Below are 14,794 nucleotides of genomic sequence, written 5' to 3'. Positions count from 1 at the left end.
CGAGTATGGCAGATGACAGGAGGATTTTACCAAGATGAAAGACCCAAGAATTCAAAAGCTTGCAGCAAACCTGGTGGGCTATTCAGTAGATGTACAGCCTGGTGAAAATGTATTGGTTGAGATGATTGGATCGGAACGTGATCTGATTAACGCGATTATTGAAGAAGTAGGCAAAAAAGGTGGTAACGTCTTTGTACAGTTGACTGATAAAACCGTACAGCGTGCGATGCTGAAAAATGCGACAGAAGAAATGATGAAAACGTGGGCAGAGATTGATCTGAACCGTATGAAACAGATGGATTGTTATATCGGTATTCGTGCGGGAGAAAATGTGAATGATCTGTCCGATGTGCCGGAAGAAAAAATGAAAATGTACAATTCATTGTACTCCCACCCGGTACATAGTGAACAACGTGTCAAACATACGAAATGGGTTGTACTTCGTTACCCTAACGCAAGTATGGCGCAACTCGCCAATACAAGTACAGAAGCGTTCGAAGATTTCTACTTCGACGTATGTAACCTGGATTACGCCAAAATGGACAAAGCGCAGGACTCGCTTGCTAACCTGATGAAGCGGACGGACAAAGTTCGTATCACGGGACCAGGAACAGAGCTGAGCTTCTCCATTAAGGATATCGGGGCAGAAAAATGTTCTGGGCAAAAAAATATTCCGGATGGCGAAGTGTACAGCGCCCCTGTGCGTAATTCCGTGAACGGAACGATTAGTTATAACTCGCCAACGTTGTATAACGGAGTGACATTTGAAAATATCAAGTTCACGTTCGAGAATGGAAAAATCATTGAAGCGACAAGCAACGATACAGAGCGTTTGAATGAAATCCTGAATTCGGATGAGGGTGCTCGTCATATCGGTGAATTCGCGATTGGATTTAACCCGCATATTCTGCATCCGATGAAAGACATCCTGTTCGATGAGAAAATCGCAGGCAGCTTACACTTTACGCCAGGTCAGGCGTATGAAGAAACTGACAATGGCAACCGCTCGTCCATCCACTGGGATCTCGTATTGATCCAGCGTCCGGATTATGGCGGCGGGGAGATTTATTTTGACGATGTGCTGATTCGTAAAGACGGTATCTTTGTCATTCCTGAGCTGGAATGCCTGAATCCGGACCGTTTGAAGTAGGAACAGGATTTTGCTGTTGCTAGGAAAGCGGATTCACGGTATCATGTAGTGGTAATTAATAGATGATACCAATAGTAAAAAGACGGAGGGATTCCTATGTCGAGTAATAACGCGGCTGTAGTAGAAATTGCTCAAACAGCAGGCAAGTTTACTTCTTCAATCGTGCTTCATTCGGAGAACAAGTATATCGATGTAAAAAGTATTCTCGGATTGTTTACAACGCTGATCAGCACGCACAGCTATGAACTGCATGTTCATGGTCCAGATGCAGTTGAAGCGAAAGCAGCCATGTCAGAAGTATTTGCCAAGCATGGACTGAATGTAAGCATCGCATCTGAGTAATAACTCTCAAGAAGCACCTCTGCCTTTTTTGGCAGGGGTGTTTTTTGGCATAGAATGACCTGAATACTCATCTGGACGTGACTGGAACAGGTGGATTAAGCTTCAACAGAAGGCTTAACTTTGCGGGCTTATTTTGGTCAGGTTCTTGTATTAGCTCTTCATTTCGTCTAATATTAGAGGTAGAACGTCTTTACGCGATTTTTGGGACATAGGGGGGAAAATGCATGACTTCATCTGATCTGCAGGACCAGCTGAATTTGAAAGCGATCAGTCTTCTTCAAGAAGATGCAGATAAAATACAGAAGCTTATTGAAGTACAGATGGAGAATCTGGCTACCCGCTACTGCCCTCTCTATGAGGAAGTATTGGATACACAGATGTATGGGTTCTCCAAGGAAGTTGATTTTGCTGTTCGTGCAGGGCTCCTTCCAGAAGGTGCAGGTAAGCAGCTGGTTAGCGCGCTTGAGCGGAATTTGGCAATTCTATATGAAGCCTTGAACAAGAAGAATGAGCAATAGCCTGCAAATGCGCGGGTCAGAATAGAAGGCATGCAGGCGTTTATGCATGCTTTTTTTGTGCATCTGAACGGGATGGGGATGAAAGCCACCCGGAAGGCGTATACAAGCAAAGAGACAGCTCCAAATGTATATTGGGCTGCCTCCTGTGGCTTGTTTATTTTAATGGTGACTACGTGAGGGCCTGGTTACACCAGGAAGAAGGATACACCGAGTATGATATATACCACGAGCAGGAGTAAACCTTCGTACCAATTCGTTGAACCATCTTGGGTAATGGACTTTGCAATAAATACGGATACGCCGATGGCGACCAGTTCAATCGTTGTAAATACGATATCCATGGTTCTACCTGTGAAGTAGCTGACAAAAATCAGCACAGGGGCAACGAAGAGCGCAATCTGCAAGCTGCTACCGACAGCAATCTCAACGGCTGCTCCGATTTTATTTTTCATGGCGAGCATGATAGCTGCACTGTGTTCCGCTGCATTACCGATGATGGCGACAAGGAATGCACCGACAAACAGTTCGCTAAGTCCAAATTCCGAAGTGAATACTTCAAGCGTCCCGACCAGCCATTCACTAACGAAGGCAACCATGACCGTTGCGAGCACCAGGTAGAGAATAGATTTTTTCTTGGACCACGCCGGAGCATGCTCATGAGGTAGCTCTTCATCGCGATCCTCAGTGACGTCTGCAAGGTAGTTCTTATGCGTCACCATGGAGAACAGTAACCAGGCAATATACGCGAGGATGAGCAATCCGGCCACGATGAGACTAAGTGTATTGGTGTCTTTCTGTGTAATGGAATGTGTATTGAGAAAGACTGCCGGGATAAACAGGGCAATGATGGCAACAATCATCAGGGAACCATTCAGACCTGCAAGTGAAACATTATAATTCTGAATTTTGAACTTGAGTCCTCCGGCAAAAATACTTAACCCGAGCACTAACAGCAGATTTCCGATGATGGAGCCTGTCAGACTTGCTTTGACCATGTCGAACAGTCCCTCTTTGACGAGGAAAATGGCGATGATCAATTCGGCGGCATTGCCGAAGGTGGCATTCAAGAATCCACCCAGCCGCTGTCCGGCGTAGTGGGCCACATTTTCGGTGGCTTTGCCTAAAAAACCGGCCACAAAAATAACCGAAATGGCTGATATCACGAACTGTAGAATCGAATCCCATTTCATGTAGTGGGCGATGGCACTGAGTGCAAAGAACGCAATCAGCAAAATGGATGAAATCCGGTTTCTCACAACAAACACCTCGGTTATAAATTATTTTGTTTTGAATTGCATTGTAAATCGCTTATGAGATTATTTTCATATTTCAATATAACCAAATGGTGGTAGGTTGTAAACGCATCTTTTTGAGTTTAATTTGCTTTTTGGGGTGGAAAGGATTTAAAATACGAGTAACGAAGTGAAGGAGGATGTGGCATGGCAGAACAACTTCAACTGGAGAGCGGAAACATCCGGATTGCCGATGACGTGGTTGCAAAAATTGCCGGAATGGCTGCAATGGAAACGCCCGGAATTGCCGCAATGTCTGGAGGTTTGTCAGAGGGCTGGGCGAAGCGACTCAGCGGTAAAAACGTACAGAAAGGCGTGAGCGTTGAGGTCGGCCAGCTGGAAGCAGCCATTGACCTGCGCATCATCGTCCTGTACGAAACCCCGATTCATGAAGTTTCCCGTATGCTTCAGCAGAATGTAAGAGAAGCGGTAGAGACCATGACCGGATTACGCGTGGTTGAAGTCAATGTAAAGGTAGAAGGCGTATCTTTCAAAGGCGACGATCTGTAGAAATCGCAATCCGCAATGGAGGACAGAGCTACATTGACCTGTTCTTCATCTTGATAGACAGAATTGTAACGAGTACACACAAAAAAGCTGCGCATCCATTAGGTGCACAGCTTTTTTTGTGTTGTTTTTTATCGAATCCGACGGATGGATTCCCGTGAACGAAGAGCAGGAGAGGTACGAGTCTGTGTCTGTACAGTCACGGACTTGGTTTTCTCTTCCTTGATCACGTCCAGATTGTTGGTGCGTGAAATACTGAGCAGAATGCCCATGGCAACCATCATCACAAAGAGTGAGGTCCCCCCATAACTGATAAACGGAAGCGTAACCCCCGTCACCGGAATGGTCTGAGTTACACCACCGATGTTGATAAATGCCTGAATCGCAATCAGTCCCATAATTCCAATACCGACCAATGTTCCGAATGGATCGGGACAGCGGAGAGAAACAATAATTCCTCGCCAGATGAAGTACAGGTAAACGAGCAGGAATAATGTACTTCCGATGAATCCAAGCTCCTCACCAATTACGGAGAAAATAAAGTCGTTATACGCATTTGGCAAATAGTGCAGTTTCATCGTACCTTGTCCAATCCCGGAACCTGTCATGCCGCCATCACCAATGGCAACAAGAGAACGGTATAGGTTAAGACTTCCGCCATTAATATCGGATAAAGGATTCAGGAAAGCTTGAATTCGTCCGATCTTGTAGTTCTGCTCCGCAGTGACTGCTGTTGTAGCAGTCGTTGTGTCGGAAGGAGACATGGAAGAAAACAGGGAATTCGCTCCAAACGCCAGTGCCCCACCGAGTACAACCAAGAGAATCGAACCGAGGATATGTTTCATACTGGCTCCACCCGCATAGATCAAGAGACCACAGGTGGACACCAGAATGAAGGTGGTACCGAAGTCTGGTTGCAGCATAATCAGCCCTGCGATGAATCCAACGATGAACAAGACGGGAAAATACCCTGTCTTGAAAACTCTGAATTTCTCACCTTTTTTGGTAATAAGAGCAGAGAGATAAAGAATGATAGCAATTTTTGCGAATTCCGCAGGCTGAAGACTGAAACCAAAAATGTGAATCCAGCTTCGTGCACCGTTCAATACTGCGCCTGTGACCAACACAATCACCAGCATTACCGTAGTAAGCAGGAAAAAGGGTGCATAGAGCTTTTTGTACTTGTTGAAACGGATATTCATGGCAAAAAACATGCCAAATAGACCGATAATCGCCCACATGAGTTGTTTTTTCGTGAAGTAAAGGGCATCATTGTTAAATCTTTCGCTTGCGATTGCAATGCTGGAACTGGAGCTGAATACCATCACCAGTCCAAAGCCCACCAACAATAAAGTGAGGATTAGCAGTTGAAAATCCGGCGTGCCTCTCTTCGTTTTCGTTTGGGCCGTTTGTTGTTTCATCGTTTGGCCCAGCCTATGCTTCCAGCAGTTCTTTGAGCTGCTGTAATTTTTGGGCTGCCAGCTTCACGACTGGTTGCGGAACGGAAGAGTCATAATCCAGGCCGTGAGGGAAAGTGGCTTTGCCAAGATATACTGCTTCAACAGCAAGAACGGTATCCGGTTTTTCCAATTTGCCTTCCACTGCGCGGGTATTAATGCGTACAAAGTATTCTGAGTTGGTTTGTTCATCTTCAATTTTGTAGTCATATGTAGCACGGTAATATTCCCATTGCCACCGGACAAATCCGACTTTCTCGGCGCTCTCATCCAGGTATGCCAAGTCGCTCTTCAAGCCATCCAAGCCTGTATTCTCAAAAATCATAAGCGTCTGATCCTCCTCATAAGCTTCCGAGTATAATTTCTCGAGTATTTCTCTAGTTCATGATAGTATGTTTCCCCTTCCCGTGCAAGCTTTCCAAAGGCGTTTCGTATCGGTTTTCTTCCAATTCTGCTACAATATACAGCAATAGGTTTGAAGAGGAAGGTTCGGGGTTGATATAAGTCCCGTTCAAGATTGAAAGGGTGGAGAGACATGACTAATAATATATGGTGGGAAGATCTGCAGATCCACATGGTGGAATGGCGGCGTCACCTTCATCGCAATCCCGAGGTTTCCTTTCATGAGGAGAAGACGTCCTCTTTTGTAGCGGATATGTTGGAGAGCTTTGGCGTTGAAGTGAGGCGTCATGTTGGTGGTCACGGGGTCATTGGTACAATCCGTGGGGACAAGCCGGGTCCTGTCGTCATGCTGCGAGCTGATATGGATGCATTGCCGATTCAGGATGAGAAGAATATTGAGTATGCGTCACAACAAGCAGGAGCGATGCATGCATGCGGCCACGATGGTCATATCTCAATCTTGCTCGGTACGGCATTGTATTTCAGCCGTCACAAGCAGGAGATCCGAGGCGAGATTCGCTTTTTGTTCCAGCCAGCAGAAGAACTGCTTCCGGGCGGTGCGGTTCAGGTCATTGCGGATGGTGCGATTGAAGGCGTGGATGTCATATACGGCATTCATCTGTGGACCCCGCTGCCTGTAGGTGTTGTTGCCAGTAAGGCAGGACCGATGATGGCGGCGGCGGACGATTTTTACATTGAACTCAAAGGCAAAGGTGGACATGGCGGGATGCCACAATCCACGATAGATAGTCTTATTGCGGGTTCTGCGCTTGTGATGCAGCTTCAGACCGTTGTCAGTCGTTCGGTGGATCCATTACAACCGGCGGTGCTGACCATTGGTACAATGCAGGCGGGCTCGGCTCAGAATGTAATTGCAGAGCAATGCAAAATGAGCGGTACGGTAAGAACGTTTGATGAAGAGACCCGAAACGGGATGAAAGAGCGTGTGCTTACTATGGTAGCCCAGACAGGGGCAGCGTATGGTGCAGAGACGCAAGTGAAATATATTATGGGATATCCGCCTGTGGTGAATAATGAACAAGAGACAGCACGCTTCTTCAGAGAAGCTACAGAATTATTTGGGGCAGAACGAGTGCAAGCATCCCCGATGCTGATGCCAGCGGAAGATTTTGCGTATTATTTGCAGAAGGTCCCAGGGTGCTTTATGTTTGTTGGAGCGGGTAACCCGGATAAAAATGCGATCTATCCACATCATCATCCGATGTTTGATTTTGATGAAGACGCGATGCAGACTGCCGTAAAATTATTTATCGCCATGGCTAAGGGTTACACAACCGAATGACTTTAGATGCAGTTGGGCATCCTGTTCATACCGAGGTATGGGCAGGATGTTTTTTTGTGGATTTTATTAGAGGTTGTTCAAAAAGTCCACTTTTCTGTACTGAAAACTAGACTTTTTGAACGTGCACTTAAAGTGGTTCATTTTCGGAAGCTGCCGGAACTGGACTTTTTTTGATAGGAGGAAGGCTCTAAATGGAAGGAACAGAACATATGGTAAGAACGGATGCTTGTATCGTTCAGCGGGATTTTACAGTTTTGCTGGAAGTTGGCCACCCCGGATTCGAAAGAGCAAGAGAGCAGCTTGGGATGTATTCAGAACTGGTTAAGACACCGGCAGCGTTCCATACTTACCGAATCACTCCGTTATCGCTCTGGAATGCGGCTGCGCTGGGATGGAATGCAGATCAGGTCATCGCAAGTTTGGAGCTGGTATCCCGCTGGAACGTCCCTGCTGCACTCATACAGGATGTTCGGAGAATCATGGATCAGTATGGCAAATTAAAGCTGCATTCCGAAGCGGATCACACCAGAATGCGCCTTTACAGTGAGGATGAGCGGTTGCTGGATGAATTAAGTGGATTGAAAACGATAGCTGCCTTTCGTATGGAACGTAAGGACGCTCATGAACTTCTGCTCCCAGGAGAACAGCGAGGGTTATTAAAAAGGGAATTAACACGATTGGGTTACCCTGTACTTGATTACGTGGGGTATCGGGAGGGAACCAAGCTTTCATTTGAATGGCGAACCAATGATTCAGGGGACCGTTCAGAACGATTTGCGCTGCGTTCTTACCAGAGAGAGGCTGTGGATGCATTCGAAGGCAGTGAGGGCATGGGAGGAAGCGGTTTACTCGTACTTCCTTGCGGGGCAGGCAAAACGGTCATTGGCATGGCCGTGCTGGAGCGGCTTCAATGTGAATGCCTTATTTTGACGTCCAATACAACGTCTGTGCGACAGTGGATTCAGGAAATTCAAGACAAAACAACGATTACCAGTGAACAGATTGGTGAGTATTCAGGTCAGAAAAAACAGGTGAAACCTGTAACTGTAGCTACATATCAGATTCTTACACACCGGAAAACAAAGGATGCTGATTTTACCCATATCAAACTGCTCAGTGAGCGGCAATGGGGTCTGATCATATATGATGAAGTACATTTGCTTCCAGCGCCGGTGTTTCGTGCAACTGCGGATATTCAAGCTACGCGAAGACTGGGATTAACGGCCACATTGGTTCGAGAGGATGGCTGTGAACAGGATGTATTTTCGCTGATTGGTCCAAAGCTTTATGATATGCCATGGAAACAACTGGAGCAGCAAGGGTGGGTTGCAGATGTACAATGTCAGGAGATACGTATCCCTTTTTCTCCTGAACTAAGATCGAATTATCTGCAAGCCGAGGTTAAGCACCAATTTCGATTGGCTGCCGAGAATCCGGCGAAGGTACGTGTAGTCAAGCGTTTGCTGGAACGTCATCGGGATTTACCTGCGCTAGTGATTGGACAATATCTGGACCAACTAGAGTTGATTGCCCGGGAAATTGAAGCACCTCTGATCTCGGGGACCATGTCGCAGCAAGAGCGAATCAAGTGGTTTGCCGCTTTTCGACGTGGAGATATCAAAACGATTGTTGTATCCAAGGTTGCCAATTTTGCTGTGGATCTGCCTGATGCTGCGGTTGCGCTTGAGATATCCGGGAGTTTCGGGTCAAGGCAGGAAGAGGCACAACGTTTGGGGAGAATTCTGAGACCAAAAGCTGGTGAAAACAAAGCCTATTTCTATGCACTGGTGTCAGAGGATAGCAAGGAACAGGATTTTGCTTTAAATCGTCAGATGTTTTTGGTAGAACAGGGATATGAGTATGCCATCGTTCATGAGAATGAATAGTTCATTTATACTCGCGAAAAGAGGAGGGATTGGGATATGTCTTCATTTGAACCAATAGATGAGCCTGTGGTACTGAACCTTGATTCATGGTCAAAGCTTGCTTTGGTGGAGCAAAAAGTGCTGGGTGCAATTTTTCACAAACATGCCGGTCAGCCTTTTTCCTCCCTCCTGCCGCGAGAACAGTGGGCCATCGAAGGACTAAGTGTCGCAGAAGCCAATTCTTCATTCGCCAACCTTAGGCAGCAAGGATGGATTGAATCTGTATATAAGAGTTGGGGGGAGCGATTATTCTATATTCCTGCTTCGCTGATGGAGACATTGACGATTACTTACGCACAAAGAGTGGGCATAACCGTTGAACAGATGGCACACCATGCTCATGTACTACAGGAAGGAAAGCCAGATATTGCTGCAGAACTACTTCATCTGATCGCGTGGATCGGAAGAGAAGGACTTCCTTTGACAGGTAAAGGTACGATACATAAGAGAACGGTTCAAAAATTAAGTGTGATCACGGTGTTATCTTCGACAGACTTTGATGGTTTGGGCATCCGATATGAACATCCGGATTTGTATCCGACCCACGTAGCTATCCTTCTTGATCTTCTGCTCAGTCTGAATCTCGTTCAGAAGTCAGATGGCCAAATTCAGATTGTAGAACATCGATTACAAAAATGGTTGAAAATCTCGTGGAGACAGATGCATCGGGAAATATATCAAGCGTGTATGGAAAGATACGGAGAAGCTGAACCCGCGTTGCAGCATTTCCGTTATCAGTTGGCCGTGCTTGCTCCCGAAAAGAACATATGGTGCCATATAGAGAATTCAGAATCGACACCACGGGTCAGGAGCTGGCTTTGTGCACTGGCTGGTTGGGGTTATGGTGAAGTAGGAGAAAATCAGTCGGGAGGGCTAACATTCCGCTGGTTGATCGAACCACAGAGCCTGTTAAATCGGGAACAAAAGATGGTAAGTGAGCCGGAGTCGTGTGGATTTTACATGCAGCCTGATTTTGAAATGTTGGTGCCACCGGAAGCAGGGCCTGATGTGATCTGGATGCTGGAGCAATGCGCAGAACGGGTGACGCGTGATCGAATGTCGATCTACCGCATGACAAGAGAACGATTCATTTCGGCCGTAGCCAGAGGGTATGGATTACCTGAAGTGATAGAGTTTCTGGATCAATATGCTCTGACAGGCATACCGGAGAATGTACGTGTTGCGTTAGCAGATTGGGCAAAGGAGACGGATTCTGCACCGTTAACTGTAGATCGCTGCATGGAGGTAATAGAGACAAGTACAGGCTCCGCAGATGATCCGAAGTTATTAGAAAAAGATGTGTTGAGCGGTGTATATTCTTCTTTCTACACACCTGATAATCAAGGTCTGGTTGATGTGCCGGCATTTCTGCATGGGTTGGAGCGTGATCATTCTGTCATTGAGAAGAAGTTCTCTCTGTTGGGGTTTGAGGAGATACCGGAGACCTGGTACAGGGAGTGGCGTCGATATCATAGTTCAACCGCACGACAGATTGCTGCCAAAGCCATTGAGTGGCAGACCAAGCTGGGGATACAACAGGAAAATCGTATGCAATACCTCATTCCACATCAGGTAGAGGGTCATGAACAATGGACTTTAAGCGGTTGGTGCATGCTGGATTCAAATGAACATGCATCAGAGACGGAATGGCGTACATTCTCCCCGTCAGAGTGGGATACAATGCGTCTTATCCTGCCAGATGATGTCATAACCTGACTATTTTACGTGAATATCAGGTTGAAAGGCGAATTTTCGAGTTCCCCCTATTTCTAATTGCAGGAAAAACTCTTCTTAACTATTCATGGATATGCTATGATGAGGTAGTCTACGTTAAGTAGAACTTTATATATAGATAGGGATGAATATTTCATGAGCGTAGCGGAAATGAACACGGTCGATATGGCCCAAGTGTTAACGGGCGCATATGAACTGGGCGACATGATTAACCAATCTGCCGAAGTATCGGATTATTTATATTGGAAGCAGCAAGTCGAGACTACCCCTGAGATTCAGATGGGGATTCGGAAGCTGAATGCCAAGAAGGAATTGTTTGAAGAAACACAGCGTTTCGGTCATTTTCACCCGGATTATCATGCAGCAAAAGACCAGGTGAAGGCTCTGGAACAGGAGTTGGAAAATTTCGAGGCGGTAATCCGCTTCAAACAGGCAGAGAAGTCCCTGGATGATATGTTATTCCAGATGTCAGAGACCATTGCATTTGCAGTGTCAACGACCATTAAGGTACCGAGCAATGATCCGAATCCGAAGGGCGGCTGCGGTAGTGGCGGCAAGTGTGGTTGCAGTTAAGTAATCATTATAGAAGGGCGGGGAACGATGATGTTTGCGGAAAGGACAGGATTCATTATTTGGGTCAGTGATTTGAAGGCTGCCCGTAATCTCGAAAAATATGGCACCGTGCATTATATCTCCCGCCGTATGCATTATGTGGTCATGTATGTTAATGCAGAACGGGCAGAAGATACGATGAAAAATGTGAAGCGACTTTCCTATGTGCGCAAGATCGAACGCTCGTATCGTAATGAGATCAAAACCGAGTATGCCAGCAAAACCATGGACAAAACGAGCTTTTACGGAATATAGACGAGAAACTGGAGGGACCCTTTGGGGTCGCTCTTTTCTTGAATTATGCACAAATGGACTCTTATGAAAAAAAGTTACACTTACGCCTTGAGGTTGCGGGACTAATGTTGTAATATATTTGGTAATAAATAGATAGAAAGTCCTATCTGGTGGAGAGTGATTCCCATGCGTGATAAGGTGATGCAACGTTGGAGCACCTACGAGCCGTTTTTCGTGGCTCTTGGAGACAAGAAAGTGGCCGACATCGTCATTACCCATCATGCCAAGATGCGGTATGCAGACCGTATTGAGCCTGCACGTAGTGATGATGACCATATTGCGGCGTGGTTATGGGAGTGTCTGAAGCAGGACCGTATAACACCATACTACCGTAATGAACAGGACGTCTACCTGATTGATGAGGATCTGGTGGTGGTCGCCGAATTTTCCGAACTCGAAGGAGAATATGATATTGCGGGCAACCCGCTGCACAAAATGATTGTAGTTACGTTTCTGGGACGTATGTCGGAGACCATTGAGTTAAGGGACCTGAAGTCATATTATTCATGGTTAAGACATTCAAGAAGAATGACGCTGGTCAAAAATAGCCGTAAGCATAAGTAAGCCTGAGTAGATTCAATATGTTGAAATCATAGATTCAAGTATTATCGCATGCAGACAAGCTGCATGCTTTTTTTGTTGCCAAGCGGGAAATCGGCTACAATGTAGAGAGTGTAATCGAAGAGGGGCGAAGATATGAATTTTCACCAGTTGCATATTTTTTATACGGTAGCAGAGAAGGGGAGTTTCTCGGCTGCTGCACAAGCATTACATATGACTCAACCGGCAGTAACGATGCAGATTCAATCATTGGAGGACTATTTTGGGACCAAGTTACTGCATCGTTCCACCAAAAAAATAGAATTATCCGAGGCTGGCCGGACTTTATTACCTCATGCGAAACGGAGTGTAGAGTTGGTCAGACAGACGGACGAAGCGATGTCGGCCTTTACCCAGATGTTACAGGGCAGACTCCAGCTGGGAGCCAGTTTAACAATCGGGGAATATGTGCTTCCACGCATGCTCGGGCCATTTGCACTTCAATATCCGGATATTTCAATCGTCATGAAAGTGATGAATACAACGCAAATTATGGATGATATATTGAAGCACCAGCTTAATTTTGGTCTGATTGAAGCGCCAGTGCACCACCCGGACATGATTGTGGAGCCTGTCATGCAGGACGAGCTGAAACTGATTGTACCTGCTGGGCATGATCTGGCTAAGCGTAGCAAAGTGAATATTGAGGATGTAATGAATTATCCTTTTGTGCTGCGTGAGAAGGGCTCGGGTACTCGTCAGGTGATGGAAGACCAATTGCAAAAGAAAAAGATTGATCCACAGGATATGAATGTTGTAATGGAACTTGGCAGTACAGGAGCGGTAAAATCGGCCGTAGAGGCAGGGGTAGGCATTACGATGTTATCTCCTTCTTCGGTGCAGCATGAACTGGCTCTGGGACTCGTTCATATTGTGGATATCCGCGGACTCGAATTCAAACGGCAGTTCTATGCCATCCATCTAAAATCGTCCTTGTTGCCCCTGTCAGCAGTCGCTTTCCTGAATTATCTGCGTCAGCAGGAGCAGCCTGAGTCGGTACATAAGACGGGGAAGGCATAATAGTTGGCAACATCAATGATATAAGATTTAATCATAATCGATTTTACACAAAGGAGCTGTTGTTCATGGATCAGCGCCAAGGACGCTGTGATCTTCATACGCATAGTCAGGCTTCCGATGGAATGCAGCCACCAGCTGATAATGTGAAGCTTGCCAAACAAAAAGGGTTATCTGCGGTTGCCCTCACGGACCATGATACAGTAGCTGGTGTAGCGGAAGCACAGCAAGCGGGAAAAGAGTACGATATTGATGTTGTTGCCGGAGTGGAGATCAGCACTCGGGCTGGTGGGAAAGATATTCATGTGCTCGGGTATTATGTGAATACAGAGGATGAGCTATTCCTGCAACGGTTGCGCGGATTACGAGAAGCGCGAGATGAGCGGAATCATCTGATTATCGGCAAGCTCCAGGGACTTGGGCTTGATATAAGCTGGCAGGAGGTACTGGATGAGCTGGGACGACCGTTAGAGCCGGATGAGAGTATCGGCAGACCTCATATGGCCGATGTGCTGGTGAAAAAAGGCTACGCTGTTGACATGCGGGATGCATTTGATCGGTATCTTGCTGAAGGCAAGCCTGGCTTCGTATCTGTACCCCGAGTTGCACCAGAGGATGCGTGTGAGTGGATCAGGGCCGCAGGTGGAGCCGCTGTGATTGCCCATCCGGGTCTCTATAATGATGATGAATTGGTACGACGTATCATCGAAGACTCTCGTCCAGATGGCATTGAGGTGTTTCATTCGGACCATGGCCCGGAAGCGGAACGAAGGTATGGTGAGCTGGCCAAGGAATATGACCTCATTCAAACCGGTGGATCTGATTATCATGGCAAACGGCAAGGTGTTGTTTTCCACGGAGATCTTGGTAGCAAGACCGTAACGGTTGATGTGTTGGAAAGGCTGAAGGCAGCTGCTTCACAGCAAAAGGGAGAGTAAGCGAGACGTTGCAACGCTTTATCTGACTATGATAGATTCTGTATTACTGGATACATTTTAAGATCAAAGTAGTAAAGGACATGCAAGCATGATAGGCTGAACCTTCATGTTTGCATGTCCTTTTTTTTGTGCTCAAAAGAGTCTACGTAATGGAATAGTTTACCCAATTGCCACGTGTAGCCCCAAGACGCTCGAATAATTGCTGTGCCCGCTCATTGGTCACTGCTGTGATCCAGGACATATAAGCACAGCCATGATCACGCGTATATTGCTGACAGTGTGCGAATAATTTGGCTTCTGCTTCGCCTTCTCTGAATGTTTCCGTAACAAATAGGTCATTCATGATGGCGACACGTTCTGCTTTCATTGTGCTGTATGTAAAGAACAGGGTGGAAAATCCGATAAGCTTCCCGTCCTCTTCTGCCACGAATTGCGCACCGATCTGCTGATTAAGCAGGTTGTTGATTAAAAGCTGGATGGATTGATCACCAGGCCAGGGGTTGTTGTAGAATCCCACCACATAGTCATGCATTAATGCCATCAGGGGTTTCAGATCATCAGGTTGAGTTTCTCTGATATGTATGGTCATGGTACACTTCCTTAACTGTAATTTTATTCGCGAAGATTGAATTATTATACATATAAATGAATTAATATTCAACAAAAACGATAGATAAAGATGAAATTCACATTATTATTGAAA

At 46.2% G+C, this 14,794-nt stretch carries 16 protein-coding genes; 12 read left to right on the top strand and 4 right to left on the bottom strand.

The window, feature by feature from the left end; all coding sequences use genetic code 11:
• Positions 1 to 34: 34 nt before the first annotated feature.
• From QVE09_RS12545 to QVE09_RS12535, 3 genes are all read left to right on the top strand, one after another.
• Positions 35 to 1,150, top strand: coding sequence for an aminopeptidase (locus tag QVE09_RS12545; protein ID WP_315937060.1), 1,116 nt, complete (start codon positions 35 to 37; stop codon positions 1,148 to 1,150).
• Between the two features lie 96 nt (positions 1,151 to 1,246).
• Positions 1,247 to 1,492: an HPr family phosphocarrier protein gene (locus QVE09_RS12540; protein WP_036614658.1), complete on the top strand. Its 246-nt coding sequence runs from the start codon at positions 1,247 to 1,249 to the stop codon at positions 1,490 to 1,492.
• Between the two features lie 224 nt (positions 1,493 to 1,716).
• Complete coding sequence (locus QVE09_RS12535; RefSeq protein WP_017687426.1) at positions 1,717 to 2,010, top strand: Fpa/YlaN family protein; 294 nt, start codon at positions 1,717 to 1,719, stop codon at positions 2,008 to 2,010.
• 185 nt (positions 2,011 to 2,195) lie between these two features.
• On the opposite strand, the gene cax is transcribed toward QVE09_RS12535, so the two are convergent.
• Positions 2,196 to 3,266 (bottom strand): calcium/proton exchanger, encoded by a 1,071-nt coding sequence (gene cax, locus QVE09_RS12530; RefSeq protein ID WP_074095776.1) that lies wholly within the window; start codon positions 3,264 to 3,266, stop codon positions 2,196 to 2,198.
• Between the two features lie 183 nt (positions 3,267 to 3,449).
• Here cax and QVE09_RS12525 point away from each other — a divergent pair, with 183 nt between their 5' ends.
• Positions 3,450 to 3,812 (top strand): Asp23/Gls24 family envelope stress response protein, encoded by a 363-nt coding sequence (locus QVE09_RS12525; protein ID WP_017687428.1) that lies wholly within the window; start codon positions 3,450 to 3,452, stop codon positions 3,810 to 3,812.
• A 128-nt stretch (positions 3,813 to 3,940) separates the two neighbouring features.
• On the opposite strand, the gene ftsW is transcribed toward QVE09_RS12525, so the two are convergent.
• Together ftsW and QVE09_RS12515 are read right to left on the bottom strand one after the other, a co-directional pair.
• Complete coding sequence (gene ftsW / locus QVE09_RS12520) at positions 3,941 to 5,230, bottom strand: putative lipid II flippase FtsW (RefSeq protein WP_315937059.1); 1,290 nt, start codon at positions 5,228 to 5,230, stop codon at positions 3,941 to 3,943.
• A gap of 13 nt (positions 5,231 to 5,243) precedes the next feature.
• Complete coding sequence (locus QVE09_RS12515; RefSeq protein WP_017687430.1) at positions 5,244 to 5,591, bottom strand: YugN family protein; 348 nt, start codon at positions 5,589 to 5,591, stop codon at positions 5,244 to 5,246.
• A gap of 210 nt (positions 5,592 to 5,801) precedes the next feature.
• On the opposite strand from QVE09_RS12515, the gene QVE09_RS12510 reads away from it, so the two are divergent.
• The 8 genes from QVE09_RS12510 (at position 5,802) to QVE09_RS12475 (ending at position 14,091) form a co-directional block, all read left to right on the top strand.
• Positions 5,802 to 6,971: a M20 family metallopeptidase gene (locus tag QVE09_RS12510; protein ID WP_315937058.1), complete on the top strand. Its 1,170-nt coding sequence runs from the start codon at positions 5,802 to 5,804 to the stop codon at positions 6,969 to 6,971.
• 191 nt (positions 6,972 to 7,162) lie between these two features.
• On the top strand, positions 7,163 to 8,857 hold the full coding sequence (locus QVE09_RS12505; RefSeq protein WP_315937057.1) for a DNA repair helicase XPB: 1,695 nt from the start codon (positions 7,163 to 7,165) through the stop codon (positions 8,855 to 8,857).
• Between the two features lie 36 nt (positions 8,858 to 8,893).
• Positions 8,894 to 10,612 carry a helicase-associated domain-containing protein gene (locus tag QVE09_RS12500; RefSeq protein WP_315937056.1) on the top strand — a complete coding sequence of 573 codons (1,719 nt, stop codon included), beginning with the start codon at positions 8,894 to 8,896 and terminating at the stop codon, positions 10,610 to 10,612.
• 153 nt (positions 10,613 to 10,765) lie between these two features.
• On the top strand, positions 10,766 to 11,203 hold the full coding sequence (locus tag QVE09_RS12495) for a YlbF/YmcA family competence regulator (RefSeq protein WP_036614642.1): 438 nt from the start codon (positions 10,766 to 10,768) through the stop codon (positions 11,201 to 11,203).
• A 30-nt stretch (positions 11,204 to 11,233) separates the two neighbouring features.
• Positions 11,234 to 11,497 (top strand): YlbG family protein, encoded by a 264-nt coding sequence (locus tag QVE09_RS12490; protein WP_095290540.1) that lies wholly within the window; start codon positions 11,234 to 11,236, stop codon positions 11,495 to 11,497.
• A 165-nt stretch (positions 11,498 to 11,662) separates the two neighbouring features.
• Positions 11,663 to 12,100, top strand: a complete 438-nt coding sequence (locus tag QVE09_RS12485; protein ID WP_017687436.1) for a hypothetical protein — start codon at positions 11,663 to 11,665, stop codon at positions 12,098 to 12,100.
• 132 nt (positions 12,101 to 12,232) lie between these two features.
• Positions 12,233 to 13,156, top strand: coding sequence for a selenium metabolism-associated LysR family transcriptional regulator (locus QVE09_RS12480; protein WP_076211396.1), 924 nt, complete (start codon positions 12,233 to 12,235; stop codon positions 13,154 to 13,156).
• A 65-nt stretch (positions 13,157 to 13,221) separates the two neighbouring features.
• Positions 13,222 to 14,091 carry a PHP domain-containing protein gene (locus QVE09_RS12475; RefSeq protein ID WP_315937055.1) on the top strand — a complete coding sequence of 290 codons (870 nt, stop codon included), beginning with the start codon at positions 13,222 to 13,224 and terminating at the stop codon, positions 14,089 to 14,091.
• Between the two features lie 142 nt (positions 14,092 to 14,233).
• Here the strand turns inward: QVE09_RS12475 and QVE09_RS12470 are convergent, their stop codons facing one another.
• A complete protein-coding gene (locus QVE09_RS12470; RefSeq protein WP_315937054.1) occupies positions 14,234 to 14,680 on the bottom strand; it encodes a GNAT family N-acetyltransferase in 447 nt (148 codons plus the stop codon).
• Positions 14,681 to 14,794 lie beyond the last annotated feature (114 nt).

Source organism: Paenibacillus sp. ClWae2A, assembly GCF_032452295.1.
Classification (GTDB): Bacteria; Bacillota; Bacilli; order Paenibacillales; family Paenibacillaceae; genus Paenibacillus.
The sequence above is the reverse complement of the archived record's forward strand: the minus strand, read 5'-3'. Positions and strand labels throughout refer to the sequence as shown.